This window comes from Brevibacillus borstelensis (assembly GCF_003710865.1).
GTDB classification, from domain to species: domain Bacteria; phylum Bacillota; class Bacilli; order Brevibacillales; family Brevibacillaceae; genus Brevibacillus; species Brevibacillus borstelensis.
Genome location: NZ_RHHO01000011.1, coordinates 139,297 through 159,422 on the forward strand (window position 1 = coordinate 139,297; position 20,126 = coordinate 159,422).

Below are 20,126 nucleotides of genomic sequence, written 5' to 3' on the forward strand. Positions count from 1 at the left end.
ACAAGGATGAATTTGGCCCTCATGATCCCCTTGGCAGAACGAACTGCCGTACTGGTCGTAGCTGCCTTGCTGTTCACGCGCGTCAAAGCATTTCGCAGCCTATTAAACCAGCGAGCCACTTACAAAGACAAAGCAGTCATGGTTCTCATCTTTTCCGGAATTTCGATTTTAGGCACGTACAACGGCATCTGGTACCAGGACGCGATTGCCAACTCCCGCGTGATCGGCACCATCGTGGCGGGCCTTCTGGCAGGGCCGTGGGTAGGTCTGGCGACTGGGCTGGTCGCCGGCATTCATCGCTACACGCTTGGCGGCTTCACCGATCTGGCTTGTGCCATCTCCACGATCAGCGAAGGAGTTTTGGCCGGCCTTTTTTACAGGTTCCGGCGGACGCGGGAAATTCGCTGGACGACGGCAATGGCCGTCGGATTCGTCGCAGAGTGGATGCAGATGGCGATCATTTTGCTGGTGGCCAGGCCGTATGCGGATGCCCTGGCATTGGTGAAGGCCATCAGCGTGCCGATGTCGGTGGTGAATGCGCTCGGGATCGCCGTCCTGATCATCATTATCGATCTGGCAAAGACGGAAGAGGACCGGATTGGCGCTCTTCAGGCTCAGCGAACGATGCAGGTCGCGGACAAAACGCTTTCTTACCTCAGACAAGGGCTTACCTATGAGTCAGCCAAGCGCGTCGCCGAGGAAATCCTCCGCACGACCAGAGTGGCGGCCGTGGCGATTACGGACACGAAGACGGTCCTTGCCCATGTCGGCGCCGGCTCCTCTCATCATGTGGTCGGGCAGGAGATTACCACAAAAGCGACCAGGGAAGTGCTGGAGACCAAGGAAGTGAAGATCGCGGGGACAAAAGAGGAGATCGGCTGCCGGGAAAACAACTGCACACTGCGCAGCGCCATACTCGTACCGCTGATGCGCAAGCGGGGAGAGGTAGCCGGTGTGCTCAAGCTGTATCAGGATCGATCCCGCAAGCTGTCGGCGGTCGACCTGGAGCTCGTTCGCGGGCTGGGCAACCTGATCTCGACCCAGCTCGAGCTGGCCGATCTCGAAAAGCAGGCCCGTCTTTTGGCGGATGCCGAGATCAAGGCGCTGCATGCGCAAATCAATCCGCACTTTTTGTTCAACGCGCTCAATACGATTGTTTCCTTCATCCGCTTTCGCCCCGAGCAGGCGCGGGAGCTGCTCATTCATTTGGGAGAATATTTCCGCAAGAATTTGCACGACAGCGGTGGTTTTGTGACGCTGGCGGAGGAGCTGGAGCACATCGAGGCTTACCTCGCGATCGAGCGGGCCCGCTTCGGCGAAAAGCTGAAAGTGGAATATGAAATCGAGCCGGGCGTAGACCGCTATGTCGTTCCCGGGCTCGTCCTCCAGCCGCTCGTGGAAAACGCGATCAAGCACGGACTGTTGCCGAAGCGCGAGGGAGGCGTCGTCAAAATCAGCGCCCGCTTGAAGGACAAGCAGGTATTGGAGCTGAAGGTTGCGGACAATGGTGTGGGCATGGAAAAGGACCCGTTTGTCCCGCCCCCTCCGGCCCAGGACGGAAAACGCCGGCTGTCCGGCATCGGGCTGTCCAATGTAAGGAGCCGTCTGCAGGCCATCTACGGCCAGCCGTACGGGATCGTGATCGACAGCAAAAAGGGGCTGGGAACGACTTGTCTCATAGAATTGCCTTTAGGAGTGAAAGTTCATGCTGAAAGTGTTCATCGTGGATGATGAAGCCCCGGCAAGGGCAGAGCTTCGCTATCTCCTGGAACAATTTTCGGATGTAGCCGTCATTGGAGAAGCAGAGAGCGGGGAAGAGGCGCTCGAGCTTATTCCCGACGCGGAGCCGGATGCCGTCTTTCTCGATATTCACCTGCACGATCGCGACGGCGTCGATGTAGGGCAGGATTTGCTCGAATTGATGGTGCAGCCGCCCGTCATTATTTTTGCCAGCGCCTATGAGATCCACGCGGTCCGGGCTTTTGAGACGGAAGCGGTGGATTACATCGTCAAGCCGTTCAGCGAGCATCGATTGGAGAAAACGATCAACCGTGTCCGAAAGCTTCGTCCGCTGCCGGGAAGCGAAGCGGCCCAGCAGCCTTATCTGGAAATGCAACTGCAAAGCTTGCTCCAGACCGTACTTCAAGATCAGCAGCCGCGCCGGATACCGGTGGAGCGCAACGGGAAGATCATGCTGATCGATCCCAACGATATCGTCTACGCTACGGTGGACGGCCGATACGCGAGCATACATACGGAAGAGGAGCAGTACGCCACATCCTTTACCCTGCAAGAGCTGGAGAGCAGGCTGTCGCCCAAACAATTTTTCCGGACGCACCGGGCGTTCATCGCCAATCTGTACCGCACTGCAGAGCTGGTTCCCTGGTTCAAGGGAGCGCTCTATCTGGTCATGCAGGACGCTCAGCGGACGGAAGTCCCGGTAAGCCGCAATGTCGTGAAGGAGTTGAAGAAACGGCTGGGATTTTAGTTCCAACTTACTTTTTTTACTTTGACAAAAAAGCATGTATCCGGGAATATGGCTTTTGCTGCGGCAGCGGCCACTTGCCCGGATACATGCTTTTATCCTTTTATTGACATGGATTCCGTTATCTTTCTACATCATCTGGAAAGCCCAAAATAAGGCGGACAATGCCAATAATCCCGCCAGCCAGGTGAAGCTTTTCCGTGTCCACCAAAATAGCCAAATAGCCCCGATGCCTGCGATGATCAACAGAAAAGGCTCATTGCCCTTTTGCCACCAGGAAATCAGCAGAGTGGGAACAAGTCCAAACAGTGTAGAAAAGACGCTTTCATGAGCCATTTCGTTTCAACCCTGCATTTTCTCCTTTCGTGCTTGATTTTTTACTGTTCAGACAATTTTTGTTTTTTTGATGTACAACCGTGTGATAGGGTAGGTTGAGGTCTTATTCCTCATGTTCCTATTCATCATTTTACAAGGGGGAGAAAGGGATGAAAAAATGGCTTCTCTCAGTCCTGATCTGGGGCGGGGTTGCTGCGCTGGGGGCAGTTGGCTTCGGCTTTCTGGCACTGTCACGCGGTGAATCCGTCAACTCGTTCTGGCTGCTGACAGCTGCGATCTGTTCGTACGCTGTCGCGTATCGCTTCTACAGCAGGTTCATCGCCCGGAAAATCATGGGGCTCGATGACAATCGGGCGACACCTGCGGAAGTGAATAATGACGGGAAGGACTTTGTTCCGACCAACAAATGGGTCTTGTTCGGGCATCACTTCGCTGCCATCGCCGGTGCCGGGCCGCTCGTCGGGCCGACATTGGCCGCGCAAATGGGCTACCTGCCGGGGACGATCTGGATTATCGTCGGGGTAGTCATCGGTGGAGCGGTACAGGACTTTATCATCCTGTTCGGCTCGATGCGGCGCAATGGAAAGTCGCTTGGCCAGATTGCCAAGGAAGAGATCGGTCCTTTTGGCGGGGCGCTTGCCCTGATCGGAATCGTAGCGATCATGGTGATTTTGATTGCTGTGTTGGCCATGGTCGTTGTCAATGCGCTGGCTGAATCGCCATGGGCGACATTTACTATCTTTATGACGCTGCCGATTGCCATCTTGATGGGTCTTTACATGCGGTACATTCGCCCCGGGCGAGTCATGGAAGGCTCGCTGATCGGACTTGTGCTTCTGTTCCTGTCTCTCTGGTGGGGACAGGCGGTCGCCGACTCTCCTACCTGGGGACCTGCGTTTACCTTTAGCAAGGTTCAGCTTGCCTGGATGATTATCGCCTACGGATTCGTCGCGTCTGTACTGCCTGTCTGGCTGCTGCTGGCGCCTCGCGATTACTTGAGCTCGTTTTTGAAGGTCGGAACGATTGCCGTTCTCGCTGTAGGGATCGTGCTGACGCTGCCGCCGCTGGAGATGCCGGCTCTGACCAAATTTATCGACGGTACCGGTCCTGTCTTTGCCGGAAACCTGTTCCCGTTCCTGTTTATTACGATCGCCTGCGGAGCTGTCTCCGGGTTCCACGCGCTCGTCTCTTCCGGTACAACTCCGAAGATGATCGCCAAGGAATCGCACGCGCCGATGATCGGCTACGGCGGGATGCTGATGGAATCTGCTGTCGCGATTATGGCGATGATTGCGGCTTGCGTACTGACGCCTGGTGTCTACTTCGCCATTAACTCGCCGGCTGCGGTAATCGGGGTGGATGCGGTCGCCGCCGCACAGACGATTTCGAGCTGGGGCTTTACGATTACTCCCGATGTGATTACGACACTCGCACAGGACATCAACGAAAAAACGATCCTGTCCCGGACGGGCGGAGCACCTTCGCTGGCCATCGGGATGGCGACCATTTTCTCTACGGTGTTGGGCGGTAAGGCATTGATGGCCTTCTGGTATCATTTCGCGATCTTGTTTGAAGCCGTTTTCATTTTGACGACGATCGATGCGGGTACGCGTGTCGGACGCTTCATGGTTCAGGACATGCTGGGCAATATTTTCCCGAAAATGAAGCAGGTAGACTGGCTGCCGGGGAACCTGATCGGCTCCGCAGTCATCACGGCAGGCTGGGGATACTTCCTCTACCAAGGAGTCGTGGATCCGCTGGGTGGAATATATACCCTGTGGCCGCTGTTCGGTATTGCCAACCAGATGCTGGCTGCAATCGCCTTCGTTGTCGGTACGACGCTCATTATCAAAATGGGCAAGGCGCGGTACGCCTGGGTCACCTTGCTGCCGATGGTTTGGCTGACGTCAGCTACACTGACCGCTGCATGGCAAAAGCTGTTCCACGCCGATCCGAAGATCAGCTTCCTGGCTCACGCAGATGCATTCCAAAAGGCGCTTGATGCCGGAACGCTTCCTGCGGGTGTCAAGACAGTGGAGGCAGCCCAGAAGATGATCCTGAATGACCAGATTGACGCTGCCGTCTGCGCGATTTTCATGGCGATCATCATCGGGATTATTGCCGACGGGATACGGCTGTGGATCAGCATTTTGCGCGGAAAGAAATTCGAGCTTCACGAATCCCCGTACATTCAATCCAAAGGGGACAATTACTACGACGGCAAAGGACATTCCATCGCATGAGAAAAAGGTGGAGAACGATCAAAAAGTCCCTTCGTCAGATCAGCTCGATCATCAAGACCATCTTCGGCATGCCGGACTACGATCGTTATCTGCAGCATTGGTACCAGACCCACGCCAAACCTGGGTACTTTCCGATGACGGAAAGAGAGTACTATATCTACGCGCTGCGTGAACGCTACGAAAAAGGCGGAGTGACCCGCTGCTGTTAGCTGCTGTCGCTCATCACTGCAGGTAGCCGTTGCTTGCCAGCGCTGTTCCTTACTTACAGATGTTCCCTGCAGCATCCTGCAAGACCAGACGGGAGGCCAATCAACAGGCCTCCTATGACTTTTTGCCGGGCTTTCATCAGGTGGACAGCAGGGTGTATCAGCAGGGAAAGTATGGTACACTAGAGGCAAAGTCAAGATGTGGGTGGCGATACGTGTGCATGCAACAACCTTGGAGGCACTCAAGGAACTCGCTCTGGATTGTGCCAGAAGCGCAGGAGAACTCAGTCTCAGACGAATGAAGCAGCCTTTTACTGTCGAATATAAAACATCCGCTTCAGATCTTGTCACAGCTGTGGACAAGGAAGTGGAGAAGCATGTTATCGATGCGATTCTGCGCCAGTATCCCGAGCATGGCATACTGGGCGAGGAGCGAACGTTTACGGGAGATCCCGGCGAGTATGACACTTTATGGGTCATCGATCCGATTGATGGAACGACCAATTTTGTTCATCAGCAGATCAACTTTGCTGTTTCCATTGCCGTTTATCACAAAGGGGAAGGATTGATCGGTGTCGTCTATGATCCATCCCGGGATGAGATGTTTCACGCAGTAAAGGGGCAAGGCGCTTATTTGAATGGCCAAAGACTGCGTCTGGAAAAGACCGTTTCCTTGGAGGAAGCCTTGCTTTGTACCAGCGTTTTCTGGAACAAACAAGCGGAACAAATGGGGATTGACCTGATCGTGAAAAAATTGGCCGGCAAGGTGCGAGGCATGCGTCTGCTGGGCAGCGCTGCCCTGGAAATGGCGTACGTGGCGGCAGGACGACTCGACGGGTATGTCAGCCTCTCGCTGAACGCCTGGGATTTTGGAGCGGGGAGAATTCTGGTAGAAGAAGCAGGAGGCAAGGTGACCACAATGGACGGGAAGCCGTTGCCGTTTGATCGGAAAAGCAGCGTCATGGCTTGCAACACGACGTTTTACGAAGAACTACAGCACTACATCCAATCGGAGCAGGACGCCGATCCTTCCTGATTCCATCATACTGCTCATAAAAACTGCCTGTCGGGCAGTTTTTTTATTTTGCCTCCGTACCATTGGAGAAGCGGTTATAAAAGGTAGGGGGAAAGTCAACAATGGAGGAAAAAAGGAGATGCCGCATGATTTTCTCGAGATCATGGAAAAAGCGGAAGCTCCGCTCAGGGGGGCACTTGTCTTCCCTGTCTTTTCAGCCTGGCTCAGACGAGAGGGGACTGACGCCGCTGTCTTTCGAGCTGGAAAGCAATTTGCACATTCTCCGAAACATTTTCGCCGATTGCACGGATGTTCTTTTTCATGATTTTTGGATAAGTGGAAGCCGGAGAGCCATCCTGATCTACATCAATGGCACCGCCAATCAGGAGGAACTCAATCAACAGGTGCTGACCCCCTTGCTGGAGGGGCGGAGGAGATCGGCCGGGTCCCCTTTGTTTCACGGGATCATCCCCGTAGCCTCCGGAAGCGAGATCGGGACTATCGAGGAGACCGTCAGACACGTCATGGACGGCAATCCTGTCATTTTGACGGATGGAGAAAACACTGCGACCTCGGTCGGATTAACCAAGTGGGAGACGCGCTCAGTCGAGGAGCCTATCGCCGAATCTGTCGTTCGCGGACCAAGAGAAGGCTTCGTGGAAACCGTAGAAATCAACACCTCGCTTTTGCGGAAAAGATTGCGCACTCCGCTTTTGAAGATGAAGTCCTACAAATTGGGGAGCATCTCCCATACCGAAGTGGTAATCGCCTACCTTCAGGGAGTCGCGGAGAAAGCGCTGGTCGATGAGGTGGAAAAACGTTTGCACAGCATACGGATCGACGGGGTATTGGACAGCGGAGATTTGGAGGAGCTGCTGCAGGACAACCCGTATTCTCCTTTTCCGCAGCTTCTGTCGACCGAGAGGCCGGATATTGCCTGCTCTCAATTATTGGAGGGCAGAGTCGTCATCCTCGTCGAGGGCTCGCCGATCGCCGTGGTGGCTCCGACGACCTTTTACTCCTTTCTGCAATCTCCCGAGGATTATTACGAGCGCTATTTCTTTGGCACCGTGATCAGGTGGCTGCGCTATCTGTTCTTGTTTATTGCGCTGCTTGGCCCCTCCTTTTATGTGGCAATCGTTTCTTTTCATCAGGAAATGATTCCGACGGCGCTGCTTTTGACGATGGCCAACTCCCGGGAGCTTGTTCCATTCCCTGCGTTGTTGGAAGCGCTTTTGATGGAGATCACCTTTGAAGCGTTGCGGGAAGCGGGTGTCCGCCTGCCCAAGCAGGTCGGGGCGGCGGTCAGCATCGTAGGTGCCCTCGTTATCGGGCAAGCGGCGATTGAAGCAGGGCTCGTCTCTTCGCCGATGGTCATGGTTGTCGCAATCACTGGCATCGCGTCTTTTATCATTCCTCATTACACGCTTGGAGTGGCGATCAGAATTCTGCGTTTTCCGATCATGCTGCTCTCCGGCATTTTTGGCATTATGGGGCTGATGCTGGGACTGCTGATGCTGCTCACGCATCTGTTTACCCTGCGATCCTTTGGCGTCCCGTATTTAAGCCCGCTTGCGCCGTTAAACCTGCAGGAGCTGTCCGACGTGATGGCGAGAGTGCCTCTCTGGATGACGGATGCGTCGGTGGATGAGCACAGGGGCAAGAATACAGGCCGCGATCAAGAGCCCGATACTACCTAGCAGGTAGGCAGAAGGAGCGGCGAAGACGAGGATGAAAAAGGCTGTCGGATGAAGGAGGAGCGGCAAGGAGTGAAGGTGTACCGGTTGCTTGGAGTCGTTCTTCTGCTGCTTGGCTTGACCGGTTGTTGGGATCGCAAAGAAATTAATGACATCGCGATTATTACTGCAGCGGGTGTCGACCTGACCGAAGACAAAAAGGTAGAGCTATCGGTCCAGCTCTATGTCAATCACGCGGGCAGACAGCAGGAAGAGGCCGACCAAACCGTCGTGCAATCAGCGACAGGCATCACTCTGGCCGACGCGGTAGAAAGTCTGCAGGACACGCTTTCTGCACAAGTTTTTTGGGGCCATACGGAGGTGTTTATCTTTGGCAGGGACATCGCAAGAACGGGAATTGAAGGCCATGTCGATTATTTTTTTCGGCAGCCGGGTCCTCGCGGGCTTGCCTATTTGTTCGTGAGCAGAGGCAAGGCCAAAGATATTTTGAAGCAAAAGCCGCCGCTTGAGAGAAGCAGCTCCAAGTCGCTCGAAGAGATCGCCAAGGCCCAAAAAGGTGAAGGCGTGACCTTAAAAGAGCTGGCCCAGATGATGGAGAATCCGGCAAAAGTATCGATCATTCCCCTGGTGGCAACATTGCCGGAGCAAGATGGCGGGCCAGTTCCCTACATCTACGGAATGGGCGTGCTGAAAAAAGGGAAGTGGGCGGGGCAAATGGACGAGAGGGAAGCGCAAGGGGTGCTGTGGCTTCGAAACAGGATCAAATTTGTCATGATCACCATTCCGATCGAAAAGCATAAGGGATATGTTTCTCTGAAGATGGTCAGGGGCAGGGCAGTTCTCAGCCCGCAGGTCAAAAACAGCAAGTGGTCCATGCAGGTCAAACTGCACGCCGAATACGATGTCAGACAAAATACGACGAATCTGAATATGACCATACCGGCAGATGTCTCCATCGTAGAGTCCTACGCCGCCGCATATACTCGGTCGGTCATAAAAGCTTCCCTGAACAAAGCACAGAATGTCCTGCATGCGGACGTGTTCGATTTTTCCGGCGTCTTTCATCGAAAGTACCCGCAGGAATGGAAAAAAGCCGTAGCAGATTGGGAACGCACCTTCTCCGAGATCGAGGTGGACATTCAGTCGACAGCCGAAGTGCTGCGACCCGGGGTGTCCAATCCCCATCAATAAAAAAGGGGCTGGGGCATATTGAAGTGGGTGGGTGTAGCCGCGCTGACCGTTTTGGCACTCGTGCTTGCATGGTACGAGCTTCCGCGGTTGACGGCAGAAATGAAGCGGGAACGAACCGTATTTTTGGTCATCACAGTGACAGGATGGGGGCTGGGAAGCTTGCTGATTTTTTTTCCGGAAATGCCAGGACTGACCCAGCTCGTGGATTTCCTTTACAGACCGCTTTATCCCTTGATCGGGAAAGGGTCCGGTAACGCAGGGGAGTAATGGACATGCTGGATCGAGGCAAAATTTCTGTTCTGCAAATGTGCCTGTCGATGTATTTGATGGTCGGGGCTACGGCCATTCTTATCATTCCGGCGATTACAGCGAAGGAAGCAAAGCAAGACATGTGGATTTCTCCCTTTTGGGGGTCGCTGTCCGGTTTTTTGGCTGTATGGCTGGCTTGGTCGCTTTACAGGTTGACCCCCGGCAAATCGATCATTCAAACCGGAGAGGCGGTTCTGGGACCCCGTTTGGGAAAGGCAGCTGCTCTTCTGTACATTCTTTTTTTGGTGCACGGAGCAGGCCTGATTGTCCGTGAATACGGCGAATTTATCGTCGGTACGATCTTGCTGAAAACGCCGATTGTGGTCGTGATGGGCAGCATCGTGCTCACGGCAGCATTCGCAGTGCGCTCCGGGATCGAGGTGTTGGGGCGCTTTTCTCTCTTGCTCGGTCCGCTCTTTGGTCTCTTTTTGATCGGGATTGTTTTGCTGCTCATTCCGCGGTATGAGCCGACTCATATGCTTCCCGTTATGGAGAACGGGCTTAGACCTTCCCTGGCTGGTGCCGTAACGCCGTTAACCTGGTTTATGGAATTTCTCTTTATTTCCTTTCTCTTTCCGCATCTGCGTGCAGAGGAAACGCATAAAGCGTTGAGAGCGGGGATGTGGGCCGTTGCATTGATGCTGGTCACGATGGTCATCGCGAATCTGTCCGCTCTGTTTCTGTTTGGAGAAATAACCGGAAGGATGTTTTTTCCGGTCTTCAATGCATCCCACTATATCAGCATGGCAGAATTTTTGGAGCATCTCGATGCCATGGTAATGGCGCTGTGGGTCATGGGCGGTTTTTTTCAAATCTCGATGTGGTACTATGTGACCGTTATCAGTGTGGCTCAATGCTTTCACCTTTCGGATTACCGGCCGATCGTCTATTCCGTCGGCATTCTGATCATCGTGTTCAGCTTGTGGCTTGCTCCGGGATTCGCTGATCTGATCAATCTGTTTACCACCTCTGAGCCGTTTTACTCGGCGACCATGCAGATTTTGCTTCCTGCTCTGACCTTGATCATTGGGCTGATCAAGCGGCGGAGAAGGCCACTTTCAGCAGAAGCCGAAAAAGTGGTGAACCGAAAGGGAAATGGCTAAAGCGATGTGTCACGGGAATACAACGACGGGGGACTTTCCGATCCAGGAAAAGATCTGCGTCGTTTTCCTGATGTCAGGAAATCGGGCCACTCCCTTTCTGGCCTGTATAATCCTCCACTTTTTAACAAATAGTAAACAAAGAGATGGAGTACAGCATAAAAAATAACTAGGAATGACAAGGTTGACATATCATTATTCTATATAAATTTAACAATTATAAAAAGTAGTTAATATTTTTAATAAAAGTATATTCGAGAAAACTGTGATATGATTCATACGATAGTTGTCTGACATCTGGGAGGGACATCAATGGACGCAACTGTGAACTCACAGCAAGGGAAACAAAAACATCCTCCAGGATTGTATTTGTTGTTCTTTACGGAGCTTTGGGAACGCTTTAGCTATTACGGCATGCGCGCCCTGTTAACCCTGTATTTGACCACAGCGCTGATCAGCGGCGGACTAGGCTTTGAAAAGGGCTTGGCGTTGAGCATCTACGGCTTGTTTACCGGTGCCGTTTACTTTACGCCGATCATCGGCGGGTATTTATCGGACCGGTATCTCGGCAGAAGACTGGCGATTACCATGGGCGGTATTACCATGGCAGTGGGGAACTTTCTTCTGTTCGCCGTACAGAGCACAACTGGATTGTATCTGGGCCTTGTTCTCCTGATTATTGGAAACGGTTTCTTCAAGCCGAATATCTCTACGCTGGTCGGTGAGCTTTACCCCGAAAATGACAAGCGCAGGGATGCCGCGTTTACGATTTTCTACATGGGGATCAACGTGGGAGCGCTCTTCGCACCGCTGATCTGCGGCTATTTGGCGGAGGAGCACTTCAAGACCGCGCTGGACGGTGTGGAAATGTACGGCTTCAAGTACGGGTTTTTGGCTGCCGCCATCGGGATGGTGATCGGTCAGATCGCTTTCAACCTGCTTGGCAACCGCTACCTGGGGGATATCGGCAAACAGCCGCTCGGAAAGAGTGAAGCTCCGGGGCAGCAGGAAGCCGCCAATCGGCCGCTCACCAAGAAGGAGAAGCAAAGAACCGCCGTCATCGTCATTTTGGCCTGTTTTGTCGTCTTTTTCTGGGCAGGATTTGAACAGGCGGGGAGCTCTTTGACACTGTACACAGACCTGTTTGTCGATCGTACCATTGGCGGCTGGGAGGTTCCGACCTCTTGGTTTCAATCCTTGAATCCGTTGTTTATTGTGCTTTTGGCACCCGTTATCTCCATGCTGTGGGTGAAGCTGGCCAACAGCAAGCGAGGCGACTTGAATATTCCTACGAAGATGGGACTGGGAATGATCCTGCTCGGTCTCGGGTACATGATTTTGCTGCTGGCTGTCATGCAGACCGGAAGCGACGAAAACAACATCCTGACAAAGTCAAATATTATGATTATTGTGTTGACCTACCTCATGCATACGCTCGGTGAGCTGTTCCTGTCTCCTGTCGGGCTGTCGATGGTCAGCAAGATCGCTCCGGTCAAACTCGCCTCGCTGTTGATGGGCGTATGGCTGGCAAGCTCCGGAGTGGCAAACATCCTGGCCGGCCAATTGGCCGCTTTTACACAGTCGCTCGGATACTTTGAAGTGTTTGGTATCATCGGTTTGATGGCGATTGTACTGGGGCTGGTGCTCCTGCTCGTATCGCGCAAGCTGGTACGGATGATGGAATAACCTCATACAGAAGAAAGGACAGCTCGGGAGGCGGGCTGTCCTTTTTTGCTGTCTTCTTGTCCTTATCCGATTTCGATCCCGTGTGCGGCCAGCGTCTCCCGCAGGGCCCGGGCCATCAGGTCGTATCCGAGCACATGAGGATGGAGGCCGTCATCGGCGAGCTCCTCCCGCAAAGTGAGACCGTCTTCGTCAGTCATGTGCCGGTGGTAGTCCACAAAGATGATGTTTTCAGCGCGTGCGTATTCCTGCAAGGCTTTATTGATGCTGGCGACCAGCTCGTTTCGCAAGCTGTTTTTGGCGTAGCGCTCCATCCGGGTCGGAAGCAGGGAACAGAGAATCGGAGCAATCCCGTTTTCTCTGGCTTGCGTCAACATGGCAGCCAGATCGTCGACGATTTCTTGCTGTATGTGCTCCGGCTGCTTGCGGTCCTCTGGCAGCCACTCGTCCAGGGCCCACGTGTTATTGATGCCGAGAAGGATGATCGCGTAAGCAGGGCGGAGCTGCACCACATCAGCGGCAAACCTACGCAGGGCAAAAGCGGTCGTATCTCCGCCGATTCCCCGGTTGACTATGACACGGCCCGCACCGCCGAAATAGGTGTCGACGTCCCACCAGTGCGTAATCGAGTCCCCGAAAAAGACAAAATCAATTTTCCTTTGGTGATGCAGCAAGGCCTCATTGTGGAAATCAAATTCGTTGCGGCGTCTGTCGGCCGCAGCCTCGATGCCAAACAAGCCGGGCTTGAGCAAAGCTGGTCTGTTTTCTTTCACGTTCATTCTTTCCCTCCGATCCGAGACTAACGGGAGCTTCCGCAAGCTGTCCCCAGTTGCAACCGCACCTTCGCTATTTGAAAACGACAGATGGTGAGTAATGGCTTCAAGTCACGCACTTCCCTATCCTATCATGAGGTTCTGCCCTGTTTTGGCTTTTCCTGCTTGTGGTGCCCATAGGTCAGGGCAGCAAAAAAGCGGGCTTCCGGGGAAGCGCCGCATGTGGTCGGAAAAAGACCGCCCGTTGAAAGGGGGTCAACGGACGGCAATGGAGGACGATATGTCCATCGTAGGGTCTGACACCTCCCATCATAGGTTTTTCATGTTAAGAACAAATAGAGAAACGATAAAGGCTTTGTTAATTTTTTGGAAAGGGGAGGTCTGGAGCCTTTTTTGGCCTGATTTTTTGTCTTGTAGACGAGCATCCATACGAACAGGGAGACTCTCTCATATTCTGTGAAAAGGAGCGGCGTCGCCATTTCTGACGCCTGCTTCAGACAATCACAGAGGAGGCCATGCAAATGAGCGGAGGTTTTCACAATAACAATTTCATCTGGATCATCCTGATCATTGTTTTGATCTTCGCGTTCCTGGACGACTAATCTGTAAAAAAGAAAGAAGACCCTGCTTTCCAAGGAAGCGAGTCTTCTTTCTTTTACATAGACGATGCGGGAAAGCTATCACAAGATAACAGAAATCAATAGCTTGCACGCAGCGAATTATTTTTTCAAATGCTGGAGGAACTGGCGAGTCCGCTCTTCTTTCGGGCTCGCAAACAATTGCTCCGGCGCACCGCGCTCGACGATCACGCCCTGGTCCATAAAGATGACTTCATCTGCCACTTCGCGCGCAAATGCCATCTCATGCGTGACGACCACCATGGTCATCCCTTCGACAGCCAGCTCCTTCATGACCTTTAGCACTTCGCCGACCAGCTCGGGGTCGAGCGCGGAGGTAGGCTCGTCAAACAGCATTACTTTCGGGTCCATGGCGAGAGCGCGGGCGATCCCGACACGCTGCTGCTGGCCGCCGGATAGCTGAGCAGGGTAGTGGTCGAGCTTGTCAGCCAGTCCTACCTTGGACAGCAGCTGCGCCGCCTTGCCTCTTGCGGTCTCCGGTTTTTCTCCTTTTACGGTGACGGGGCCTTCCATGACATTTTGCAGCGCCGTCATGTGCGGGAACAAATTGTAGCTTTGGAAGACCATCCCGGTCTGCTTGCGCAGCTTCGGGATATCCGATTTTGCGACTTTGCGGGAAAAGTCAAGCTGGACATCGCCGATTTGCACGCTGCCCTCGGTCGGGATCTCCAGAGCGTTCAGGCAGCGGAGCAGCGTCGTTTTGCCGGAACCGGACGGCCCGATGATGACGACGACCTTTCCTTTCTCTACCGTCAGCGAGATGCCCTTGAGGACGTGCAGATCGTGAAATCGTTTATGAATGTTGCTGATAGTTATCATGCGTATGCTCCCCTCTAGGCGACGTAGCGGTCAAGCCTGTGCTCGATGCGATCCTGGATCGCCGAGAGTACCAGACAGATCAGCCAGTAGATCAGTGCCGCTTCTGAGTAGACCAGGAGCGGTTCATACGTAGCCGCTGCGATCTCCTGCGCTTTGCGAAACATCTCGGGAACGAGGATAGCCGCAGCGAGCGACGTATCCTTTACCAAACTGATGTACGAGTTGGACAGAGGCGGGACAGACACGCGCGCCGCCTGCGGCAGGATAATGCGCACCAGCGCTTGCCGATACGTCATGCCGAGTGAATAGCCGGCTTCCCACTGTCCCTTTGGTATGGACAGGATCGCGGCCCGGACCACTTCCGAAGCGTAGGCGCCGACATTGAGAGAGAAGCCGATCACCGCTGATGGGAACGAATCGATCGTAACGCCGATGCTGGGCAGACCGAAAAAGATGATGAACAGTTGCACCAGCAACGGCGTTCCGCGAATGATCGAAACGTACGTGCGGGCGACGCCCACCAGCACTTTGTTGCCGGAAATTCGGGCCAGCGCCGTCAGGATGGCGATGACCAGCCCGATGGCGAATGAAATCAGGGAGAGGGACAGGGAGTACGTCAGAGCGCCTTTCAGAAGCGGCCAAAAGGAGCTCTGCGCAATTTCTACCCATCTGTCAAAGCGTTCCGGGTTGCCAAACAGGTTACTTAGAAACATCTGCACCAAACCATTTCTCGGAGATTTGTTGGAACGTACCGTCTTTCATCATATCGTCAAGCGCTTTGTTGACCGCCTCTACGAGCTCGGTGCTGCCTTTGCGGAACAGAAAACCGTTTTTCGCCCCGTCCGGATGCTTGGCAATAATCTTGATCGGGGTATCCGGCTTTTGCTTCAGAAAATCGAGCAGGGACAAGCCGTCATTGATCGTGACGTCGACACGCTTGGAGACAAGTAGGTCGATCGCTTGGTTGAAGCCCTCCACAGCGACGATTTCTGCGCCGTTTTGCTTGGCGATGTCTGTCAGATTGCTGGTCAAGGTTTGCGCTGCTTTCAATCCTTTGATGCTGTCAAAGCCAGTGACGGTGTTGTTGTCCTTATGTGTCACCAGTACAGCAGTCGACACGGTGTAGGGGTTGGAAAAATCGTATTTCTCCTGACGATCCGGGCGGATGCCGACCTGGTTGGCGACGAGGTCAAACCGCTTGGAGTCGAGGCCGGCGAACATGGCATCCCACTGTGTTTCCTGGAAGACCGGTTCCACCCCGAGACGTTTGGCCACTTCGCTGATCACTTCTACGTCAAAACCGGTCAGCTTGCCGGATTGGTCGTGGAAAGTAAAGGGGGCATACGTCCCTTCCGTACCAATCACCAGTTTCCCTTCGGCTTTTACTTTATCCAACAGGTTTTGTTCTGCCTTTTGCTCGGAAGGGGCCTGTGCAGGAGCAGGGGCCGGAGCGGCGTTATTCGTTGTCGAAGCAGTGCCGGACGAGCCGCATCCCACGATGCCAAACATAAGAGAGGAGATGAGTGCGGAAAACAATAATTTTTTCATAAATAATCCCCCACTAAACCGATGTGATTTGTTTAGAACATACTAAAAGTCTTTGCCTGTTTTGTCAATAAAGAAATCAGCTCTAAAGGGCTGCGAAAAAGCGTCGGCTGTCAATCGGTTCCATCATGCAGAAGAAAAGTGGCAGATCTCTTCTCCGACGGGAAAAGAGACCGTGCCACCTGGTCAAGGGCAATGAGCTTACTTGGAAATGTCCTCGCCAAACCATTTTTCCGAAATCTGCTTCAGCGTGCCATCCTTATGCATGGCATCCAGCGCTTTGTTGATCTCCTCGATCAGTTCGTTGCTGGTGCCTTTGCGGAACATGAAGCCGCAATTGAGGCCTTCTTCTTTGACTTTGACGATTTTGATCGGGGTATCCGGCTTTTGCTTCAGGAAGTCGAGAACAGACAGGTTGTCGTTCAGCACCACATCGACGCGTCTGCTTGCGATCAGCTCGATGGCGTTGTTGAAGTTGTCCACCGCGACGATTTCGGCGCCCAGCTCGCGAGCCATGTCGGCGTAGTTGCTTGTCATCGATTGCCCGGCTTTGAGGCCTTTGATGTCAGGAAAATCCTTTACCGTCTCGTTGTCTTTATGAGCGACGAGCACAGCGCGGGAAACGGAATACGGGGAAGAAAAGTCGTATTTCTCCTGACGGTCGGGACGAATGCCGACCTCATTGGCGATCAGGTCAAACCGCTTGGAATCGAGTCCCGCAAACATGGCATCCCATTGCGTCTCCTGGAAGACCGGTTCTACACCAAGGCGCTTCGCTACTTCTGTAGCCACGTCGATGTCATAGCCGGTCAGCTTGCCGGACTGGTCGTGGAAGGTAAAGGGAGCATAGGTGCCCTCTGTACCGATCACCAGTTTGCCCTCGGCTTTCACTTTTTCCAACAGGTTTTGAGGAGCAGCCGCCGATTGGTCAGGAGCTGCGGATTGATTTGGGTTTGCAGGCGCTGAAGAGTTGCCGCATCCAGCAATTCCGAGCAATAAAGTCGAAATTAATGCTGTGAAAACAAGTTTTTTCATCGTGAATCCCCCACTAAGTTGATATGATTTTATGGATTCATACTAAAAGCCTTTCTTCTATTTGTCAATGAAAAGAGTGCGAGGGAGAAGAAAAGCACGGACAAGGAGAAAAGGAACAGAAACTCCCTCTTCTAAAAAGGATGTCCATTTGATATCCTGTTATAAGTCTACGAGACGCGAGAGTTCGGAATCCCCACCTCTCGTAAAACAAAACTAGGGGAGAGCAGTCGATTGCCTAAGGTCTGTTCTTATGGAAGCCGCTCTCCTGCATTTCGCGTGGAGGCGGCTTTTTTGCGTAGGTGAGCAGGATCGAGGCGGGCTGATTGCTCTTCGCTTTAGGAGGAACTGATCCGATGAATTTTCCACCGGAAGAGAAGCGTTTTCTCTACCTGACAGCGACGTTCATGACGTTGCTGGTTGTTGCCAACATCGTTTCGGCAAAGGTCATTGACCTGTGGGGCGTGATTTTGCCAGCCGCGGTGATTGGGTATCCGCTGACGTATCTGTTGACAGACGCGATCAGCGAGCTGTACGGGGAGGCACGGGCGCGTCAGGTCGTCTACGCAGGCTTTTGGGCCAACGCTCTGATGCTCCTTTTTGTCCAGGCGACGATTCTTCTGCCTCCTGCCGGCTTTTGGCCGCTCCAGGAGTCGTACGAATCCGTCATGGCTTCCTCCGCGCGCGTAGTCATTGCCAGCATGCTGTCCTATTTTGCCGCGCAAATGGCTGACGTCAAGGTCTTTCATTTCATTAAGCGGCGGACGGGGGAGAAGCATTTCTGGCTGCGCAAAAACGTATCGACTGCAATCAGTCAGTTGCTCGACACATCGATCTTTATCGTCATCGCTTTTTACGGGACGATGCCGACAGATGCCTTGCTGCAGATGATCATGTTTCAGTATTTGGTGAAAACGATGATTGCCGTCGTGGATACGCCGTTGTCCTATCTGGTCGTCAAAGGAGCGAGAAGGCAGCGAGCTGTCTCTGGCTTGGCCGGTTGAAGCGGGGAAAAGGCACAAGGAGCTTCCCGATCACGCAACAAAGCTTCCCGATCACACACAATAAAAATGGAAAGGACCGATGAAGGAAATGGCAACAGTGGAGCACAATCACAGCAAGTACAACAGCATTCGTTTTGATACACAGGATGAATCGGCGATTCTGGTCGACATTCTCGAGACGATTCCGTACGAATATGTGGGAAAGCGTACCGAAATCATGATGCCTACGAATGAATTTACATCTGTTTGTCCGTGGTCGGGTCTGCCAGACTTCGCAGACCTGAAAATTTATCTCGTGCCAAATGAAAAGCTGATTGAGATGAAGTCGCTGAAGTACTATTTGACCTCGTACCGCAATGTCGGAATATATCAGGAGCATGCGACGAACCGGATATTAAACGATCTGGTGGCGTGCTGCGATCCGCTGTACATGCGCATCGTCGCCGTCTGGAATGCGCGCGGCGGCCTTGGAACCGAAGTGGTAGTTGAGTATGTGAAGGAAGAAGCGTAAAATAAGGACGAGTATCATTGCCCCCGTTCGTTTTGCACGGGGGTACTGTTATATATGAACATCACTTTGTCGTCATTATTTTTGTCGCAAATAAAGGAGAAGAACAGCATGCTAAACGATTGGCGGATGTATACGGATGCGAGCGGCCAGGACCAGAATCACATGGGCTGGCATGAAGTATTGAAGGAAATCGCCCAGTTGAACGGTACGTCGAGGACGCTGGTCCATGCCGCATACGGCGATCATGTCGACCTGGTGGTAGCCGGCGGTAATCAGGGCCAAATTCTGGTCCAGTGGAAAGAGCATGAGCCTGAGGCGCGCCATTACGTTTTGACCGCCGACAAGCCGGCCGGAACGATGAGCACCTTGACGATCGAAGGGGCGGATGTTTCTTTTCCGGCTTCCTGGTGTATCGAATTGGAACAGGCCATACCTGTATTGGGCGATCTTTTGCGTACCTGCGAAAAAGGAGAGCCGTCGGGACTGACCTGGATATCGGTGGAGATGTAGCAAGGGAGGCACTCATATATGGAAATATCGCTGCTGCTCCAATCGATTCTGCTGATGGCGGTGATCATTGCGATTGGAAGTGTGATCGGATATCGTCAACCGCTGACGGGGGAATCCCGTCAGCTCATCATCACGATTATCGTCAACGTGGCTATGCCGTGCATCATTTTGGACGGGGTGTTCCAGACGCCGATCGACAGCCAGACGATGACGCAAATTGTTATCATTTTTGGTATTTCCGTACTATTGAATTGTCTCGGCATCCTGCTCGGTTGGCTGGGGGCGCGGACCTTGCCTTTGCCGGAAAAGAAACGGCGCGAGATGGCGATTCTCTCCGGATTGGGGAATACGGGCTTTATCGGACTCCCGCTCTGCGCGGCGCTGTTCGGGCCAAAAGGAGCGCTTTTGGCAGCCGTATTTGATGCGGGGGTGGACGTCGTGATGTGGACCGTAGCGGTAATGATGCTCCAGGAAAAAGGGGCCTTTAGTCTGAAAGGCTTGAAGGCGATGGTCAATATTCCGATGATCGCCATCGTTCTCGGACTGGGAGCGGCCATGGCGGGATTCATGCCTCCGGAGCCGGTCAAGCATCTGGTCGGCACGCTGGCAAAGCTGGCTTCTCCGCTTGCGATGATGTACATAGGGATGCTGCTGCCGCTGCTGCTCAGGAAAAAGCCCCATTTCTCACTCCCGGTTCTGGGCATGCCGCTGACCTTCAAGCTGATCGTCTTTCCGCTGTCCGCTGCTTTGCTGCTGTCCGTTCTCCATTTGGATGGGGAGATTACCCGTGTCGCGATCATCCAGGTAGCGATGCCGACGCTGACGATGGCATCGATCCTGTTCGCGCGATACGCGGCAGATGAAGAGATGGGGGCGATGACGACGGTTTTTTCGACCCTGCTGGCCCTCGTTTCCATCCCTGCTGTCATCATGGTGGGTAATTTTTTCTTGCGATAACGGGCACTCTCCTTCATGAAGATTGTTTTGATTGATTGTGAAACGTTTCATGGCGATACACAGTCAAACAAG

General features: G+C 53.3%; 20 protein-coding genes. 14 read left to right on the forward strand and 6 right to left on the reverse strand.

The annotated features are described in order from the left end of the window. Positions 1 to 6: 6 nt before the first annotated feature. Together EDM54_RS05510 and EDM54_RS05515 are read left to right on the forward strand one after the other, a co-directional pair. On the forward strand, positions 7 to 1,731 hold the full coding sequence (locus tag EDM54_RS05510) for a sensor histidine kinase (RefSeq protein WP_003389035.1): 1,725 nt from the start codon (positions 7 to 9) through the stop codon (positions 1,729 to 1,731). After that, a complete protein-coding gene (locus tag EDM54_RS05515) occupies positions 1,706 to 2,488 on the forward strand; it encodes a LytR/AlgR family response regulator transcription factor (protein ID WP_024983859.1) in 783 nt (260 codons plus the stop codon). Before EDM54_RS05510 ends, EDM54_RS05515 begins: the two co-directional genes overlap by 26 nt. 126 nt (positions 2,489 to 2,614) lie before the next feature. Here the strand turns inward: EDM54_RS05515 and EDM54_RS05520 are convergent, their stop codons facing one another. Continuing rightward, the gene (locus EDM54_RS05520) at positions 2,615 to 2,821 is read right to left on the reverse strand and encodes a hypothetical protein (protein WP_031931839.1); all 207 of its coding nucleotides are present in this window, start codon (positions 2,819 to 2,821) and stop codon (positions 2,615 to 2,617) included. Between the two features lie 149 nt (positions 2,822 to 2,970). Here EDM54_RS05520 and EDM54_RS05525 point away from each other — a divergent pair, with 149 nt between their 5' ends. From EDM54_RS05525 to EDM54_RS05560, 8 genes are all read left to right on the forward strand, one after another. Continuing rightward, positions 2,971 to 5,064, forward strand: coding sequence for a carbon starvation CstA family protein (locus tag EDM54_RS05525; RefSeq protein WP_122957910.1), 2,094 nt, complete (start codon positions 2,971 to 2,973; stop codon positions 5,062 to 5,064). Beyond that, positions 5,061 to 5,273: a CstA-like transporter-associated (seleno)protein gene (locus tag EDM54_RS05530; protein WP_003389039.1), complete on the forward strand. Its 213-nt coding sequence runs from the start codon at positions 5,061 to 5,063 to the stop codon at positions 5,271 to 5,273. The genes EDM54_RS05525 and EDM54_RS05530 overlap by 4 nt, the downstream gene beginning before the upstream one ends. A gap of 214 nt (positions 5,274 to 5,487) precedes the next feature. Next, positions 5,488 to 6,306: an inositol monophosphatase family protein gene (locus EDM54_RS05535; RefSeq protein WP_024983861.1), complete on the forward strand. Its 819-nt coding sequence runs from the start codon at positions 5,488 to 5,490 to the stop codon at positions 6,304 to 6,306. Positions 6,307 to 6,431: 125 nt separating this feature from the next. Beyond that, positions 6,432 to 7,985: a spore germination protein gene (locus tag EDM54_RS05540; RefSeq protein ID WP_157211825.1), complete on the forward strand. Its 1,554-nt coding sequence runs from the start codon at positions 6,432 to 6,434 to the stop codon at positions 7,983 to 7,985. Between the two features lie 48 nt (positions 7,986 to 8,033). Further along, positions 8,034 to 9,173 carry a Ger(x)C family spore germination protein gene (locus EDM54_RS05545; protein WP_024983863.1) on the forward strand — a complete coding sequence of 380 codons (1,140 nt, stop codon included), beginning with the start codon at positions 8,034 to 8,036 and terminating at the stop codon, positions 9,171 to 9,173. Between the two features lie 18 nt (positions 9,174 to 9,191). Continuing rightward, entirely contained in the window at positions 9,192 to 9,440 is a 249-nt protein-coding gene (locus tag EDM54_RS05550; RefSeq protein WP_003389043.1) for a hypothetical protein, read from the forward strand. A 5-nt stretch (positions 9,441 to 9,445) separates the two neighbouring features. After that, complete coding sequence (locus EDM54_RS05555; RefSeq protein WP_157211826.1) at positions 9,446 to 10,585, forward strand: GerAB/ArcD/ProY family transporter; 1,140 nt, start codon at positions 9,446 to 9,448, stop codon at positions 10,583 to 10,585. A 309-nt stretch (positions 10,586 to 10,894) separates the two neighbouring features. Next, positions 10,895 to 12,268 (forward strand): peptide MFS transporter, encoded by a 1,374-nt coding sequence (locus EDM54_RS05560; RefSeq protein WP_003389045.1) that lies wholly within the window; start codon positions 10,895 to 10,897, stop codon positions 12,266 to 12,268. Between the two features lie 62 nt (positions 12,269 to 12,330). Here the strand turns inward: EDM54_RS05560 and EDM54_RS05565 are convergent, their stop codons facing one another. The 5 genes from EDM54_RS05565 to EDM54_RS05585 all read right to left on the reverse strand — a co-directional run bounded on the left by EDM54_RS05565 (position 12,331) and on the right by EDM54_RS05585 (position 17,075). Further along, the gene (locus EDM54_RS05565; RefSeq protein WP_003389047.1) at positions 12,331 to 13,044 is read right to left on the reverse strand and encodes a GDSL-type esterase/lipase family protein; all 714 of its coding nucleotides are present in this window, start codon (positions 13,042 to 13,044) and stop codon (positions 12,331 to 12,333) included. Positions 13,045 to 13,757: 713 nt separating this feature from the next. After that, positions 13,758 to 14,495: an amino acid ABC transporter ATP-binding protein gene (locus EDM54_RS05570; protein WP_039071254.1), complete on the reverse strand. Its 738-nt coding sequence runs from the start codon at positions 14,493 to 14,495 to the stop codon at positions 13,758 to 13,760. Between the two features lie 14 nt (positions 14,496 to 14,509). Next, a complete protein-coding gene (locus EDM54_RS05575; protein ID WP_003389050.1) occupies positions 14,510 to 15,208 on the reverse strand; it encodes an amino acid ABC transporter permease in 699 nt (232 codons plus the stop codon). After that, positions 15,195 to 16,043 (reverse strand): amino acid ABC transporter substrate-binding protein, encoded by an 849-nt coding sequence (locus tag EDM54_RS05580; RefSeq protein ID WP_003389051.1) that lies wholly within the window; start codon positions 16,041 to 16,043, stop codon positions 15,195 to 15,197. The genes EDM54_RS05575 and EDM54_RS05580 overlap by 14 nt, the downstream gene beginning before the upstream one ends. Positions 16,044 to 16,241: 198 nt before the next feature. Continuing rightward, the gene (locus EDM54_RS05585) at positions 16,242 to 17,075 is read right to left on the reverse strand and encodes a transporter substrate-binding domain-containing protein (protein ID WP_003389052.1); all 834 of its coding nucleotides are present in this window, start codon (positions 17,073 to 17,075) and stop codon (positions 16,242 to 16,244) included. Positions 17,076 to 17,428: 353 nt separating this feature from the next. On the opposite strand from EDM54_RS05585, the gene EDM54_RS05590 reads away from it, so the two are divergent. The 4 genes from EDM54_RS05590 (at position 17,429) to EDM54_RS05605 (ending at position 20,054) form a co-directional block, all read left to right on the forward strand. Then, a complete protein-coding gene (locus EDM54_RS05590) occupies positions 17,429 to 18,076 on the forward strand; it encodes a queuosine precursor transporter (RefSeq protein ID WP_024983868.1) in 648 nt (215 codons plus the stop codon). A 79-nt stretch (positions 18,077 to 18,155) separates the two neighbouring features. Further along, positions 18,156 to 18,587, forward strand: coding sequence for a preQ(1) synthase (queF, locus tag EDM54_RS05595; protein ID WP_003389056.1), 432 nt, complete (start codon positions 18,156 to 18,158; stop codon positions 18,585 to 18,587). A 108-nt stretch (positions 18,588 to 18,695) separates the two neighbouring features. Then, entirely contained in the window at positions 18,696 to 19,097 is a 402-nt protein-coding gene (locus EDM54_RS05600; RefSeq protein ID WP_003389057.1) for a hypothetical protein, read from the forward strand. Between the two features lie 18 nt (positions 19,098 to 19,115). Continuing rightward, positions 19,116 to 20,054, forward strand: a complete 939-nt coding sequence (locus EDM54_RS05605; RefSeq protein WP_003389058.1) for an AEC family transporter — start codon at positions 19,116 to 19,118, stop codon at positions 20,052 to 20,054. Positions 20,055 to 20,126 lie beyond the last annotated feature (72 nt).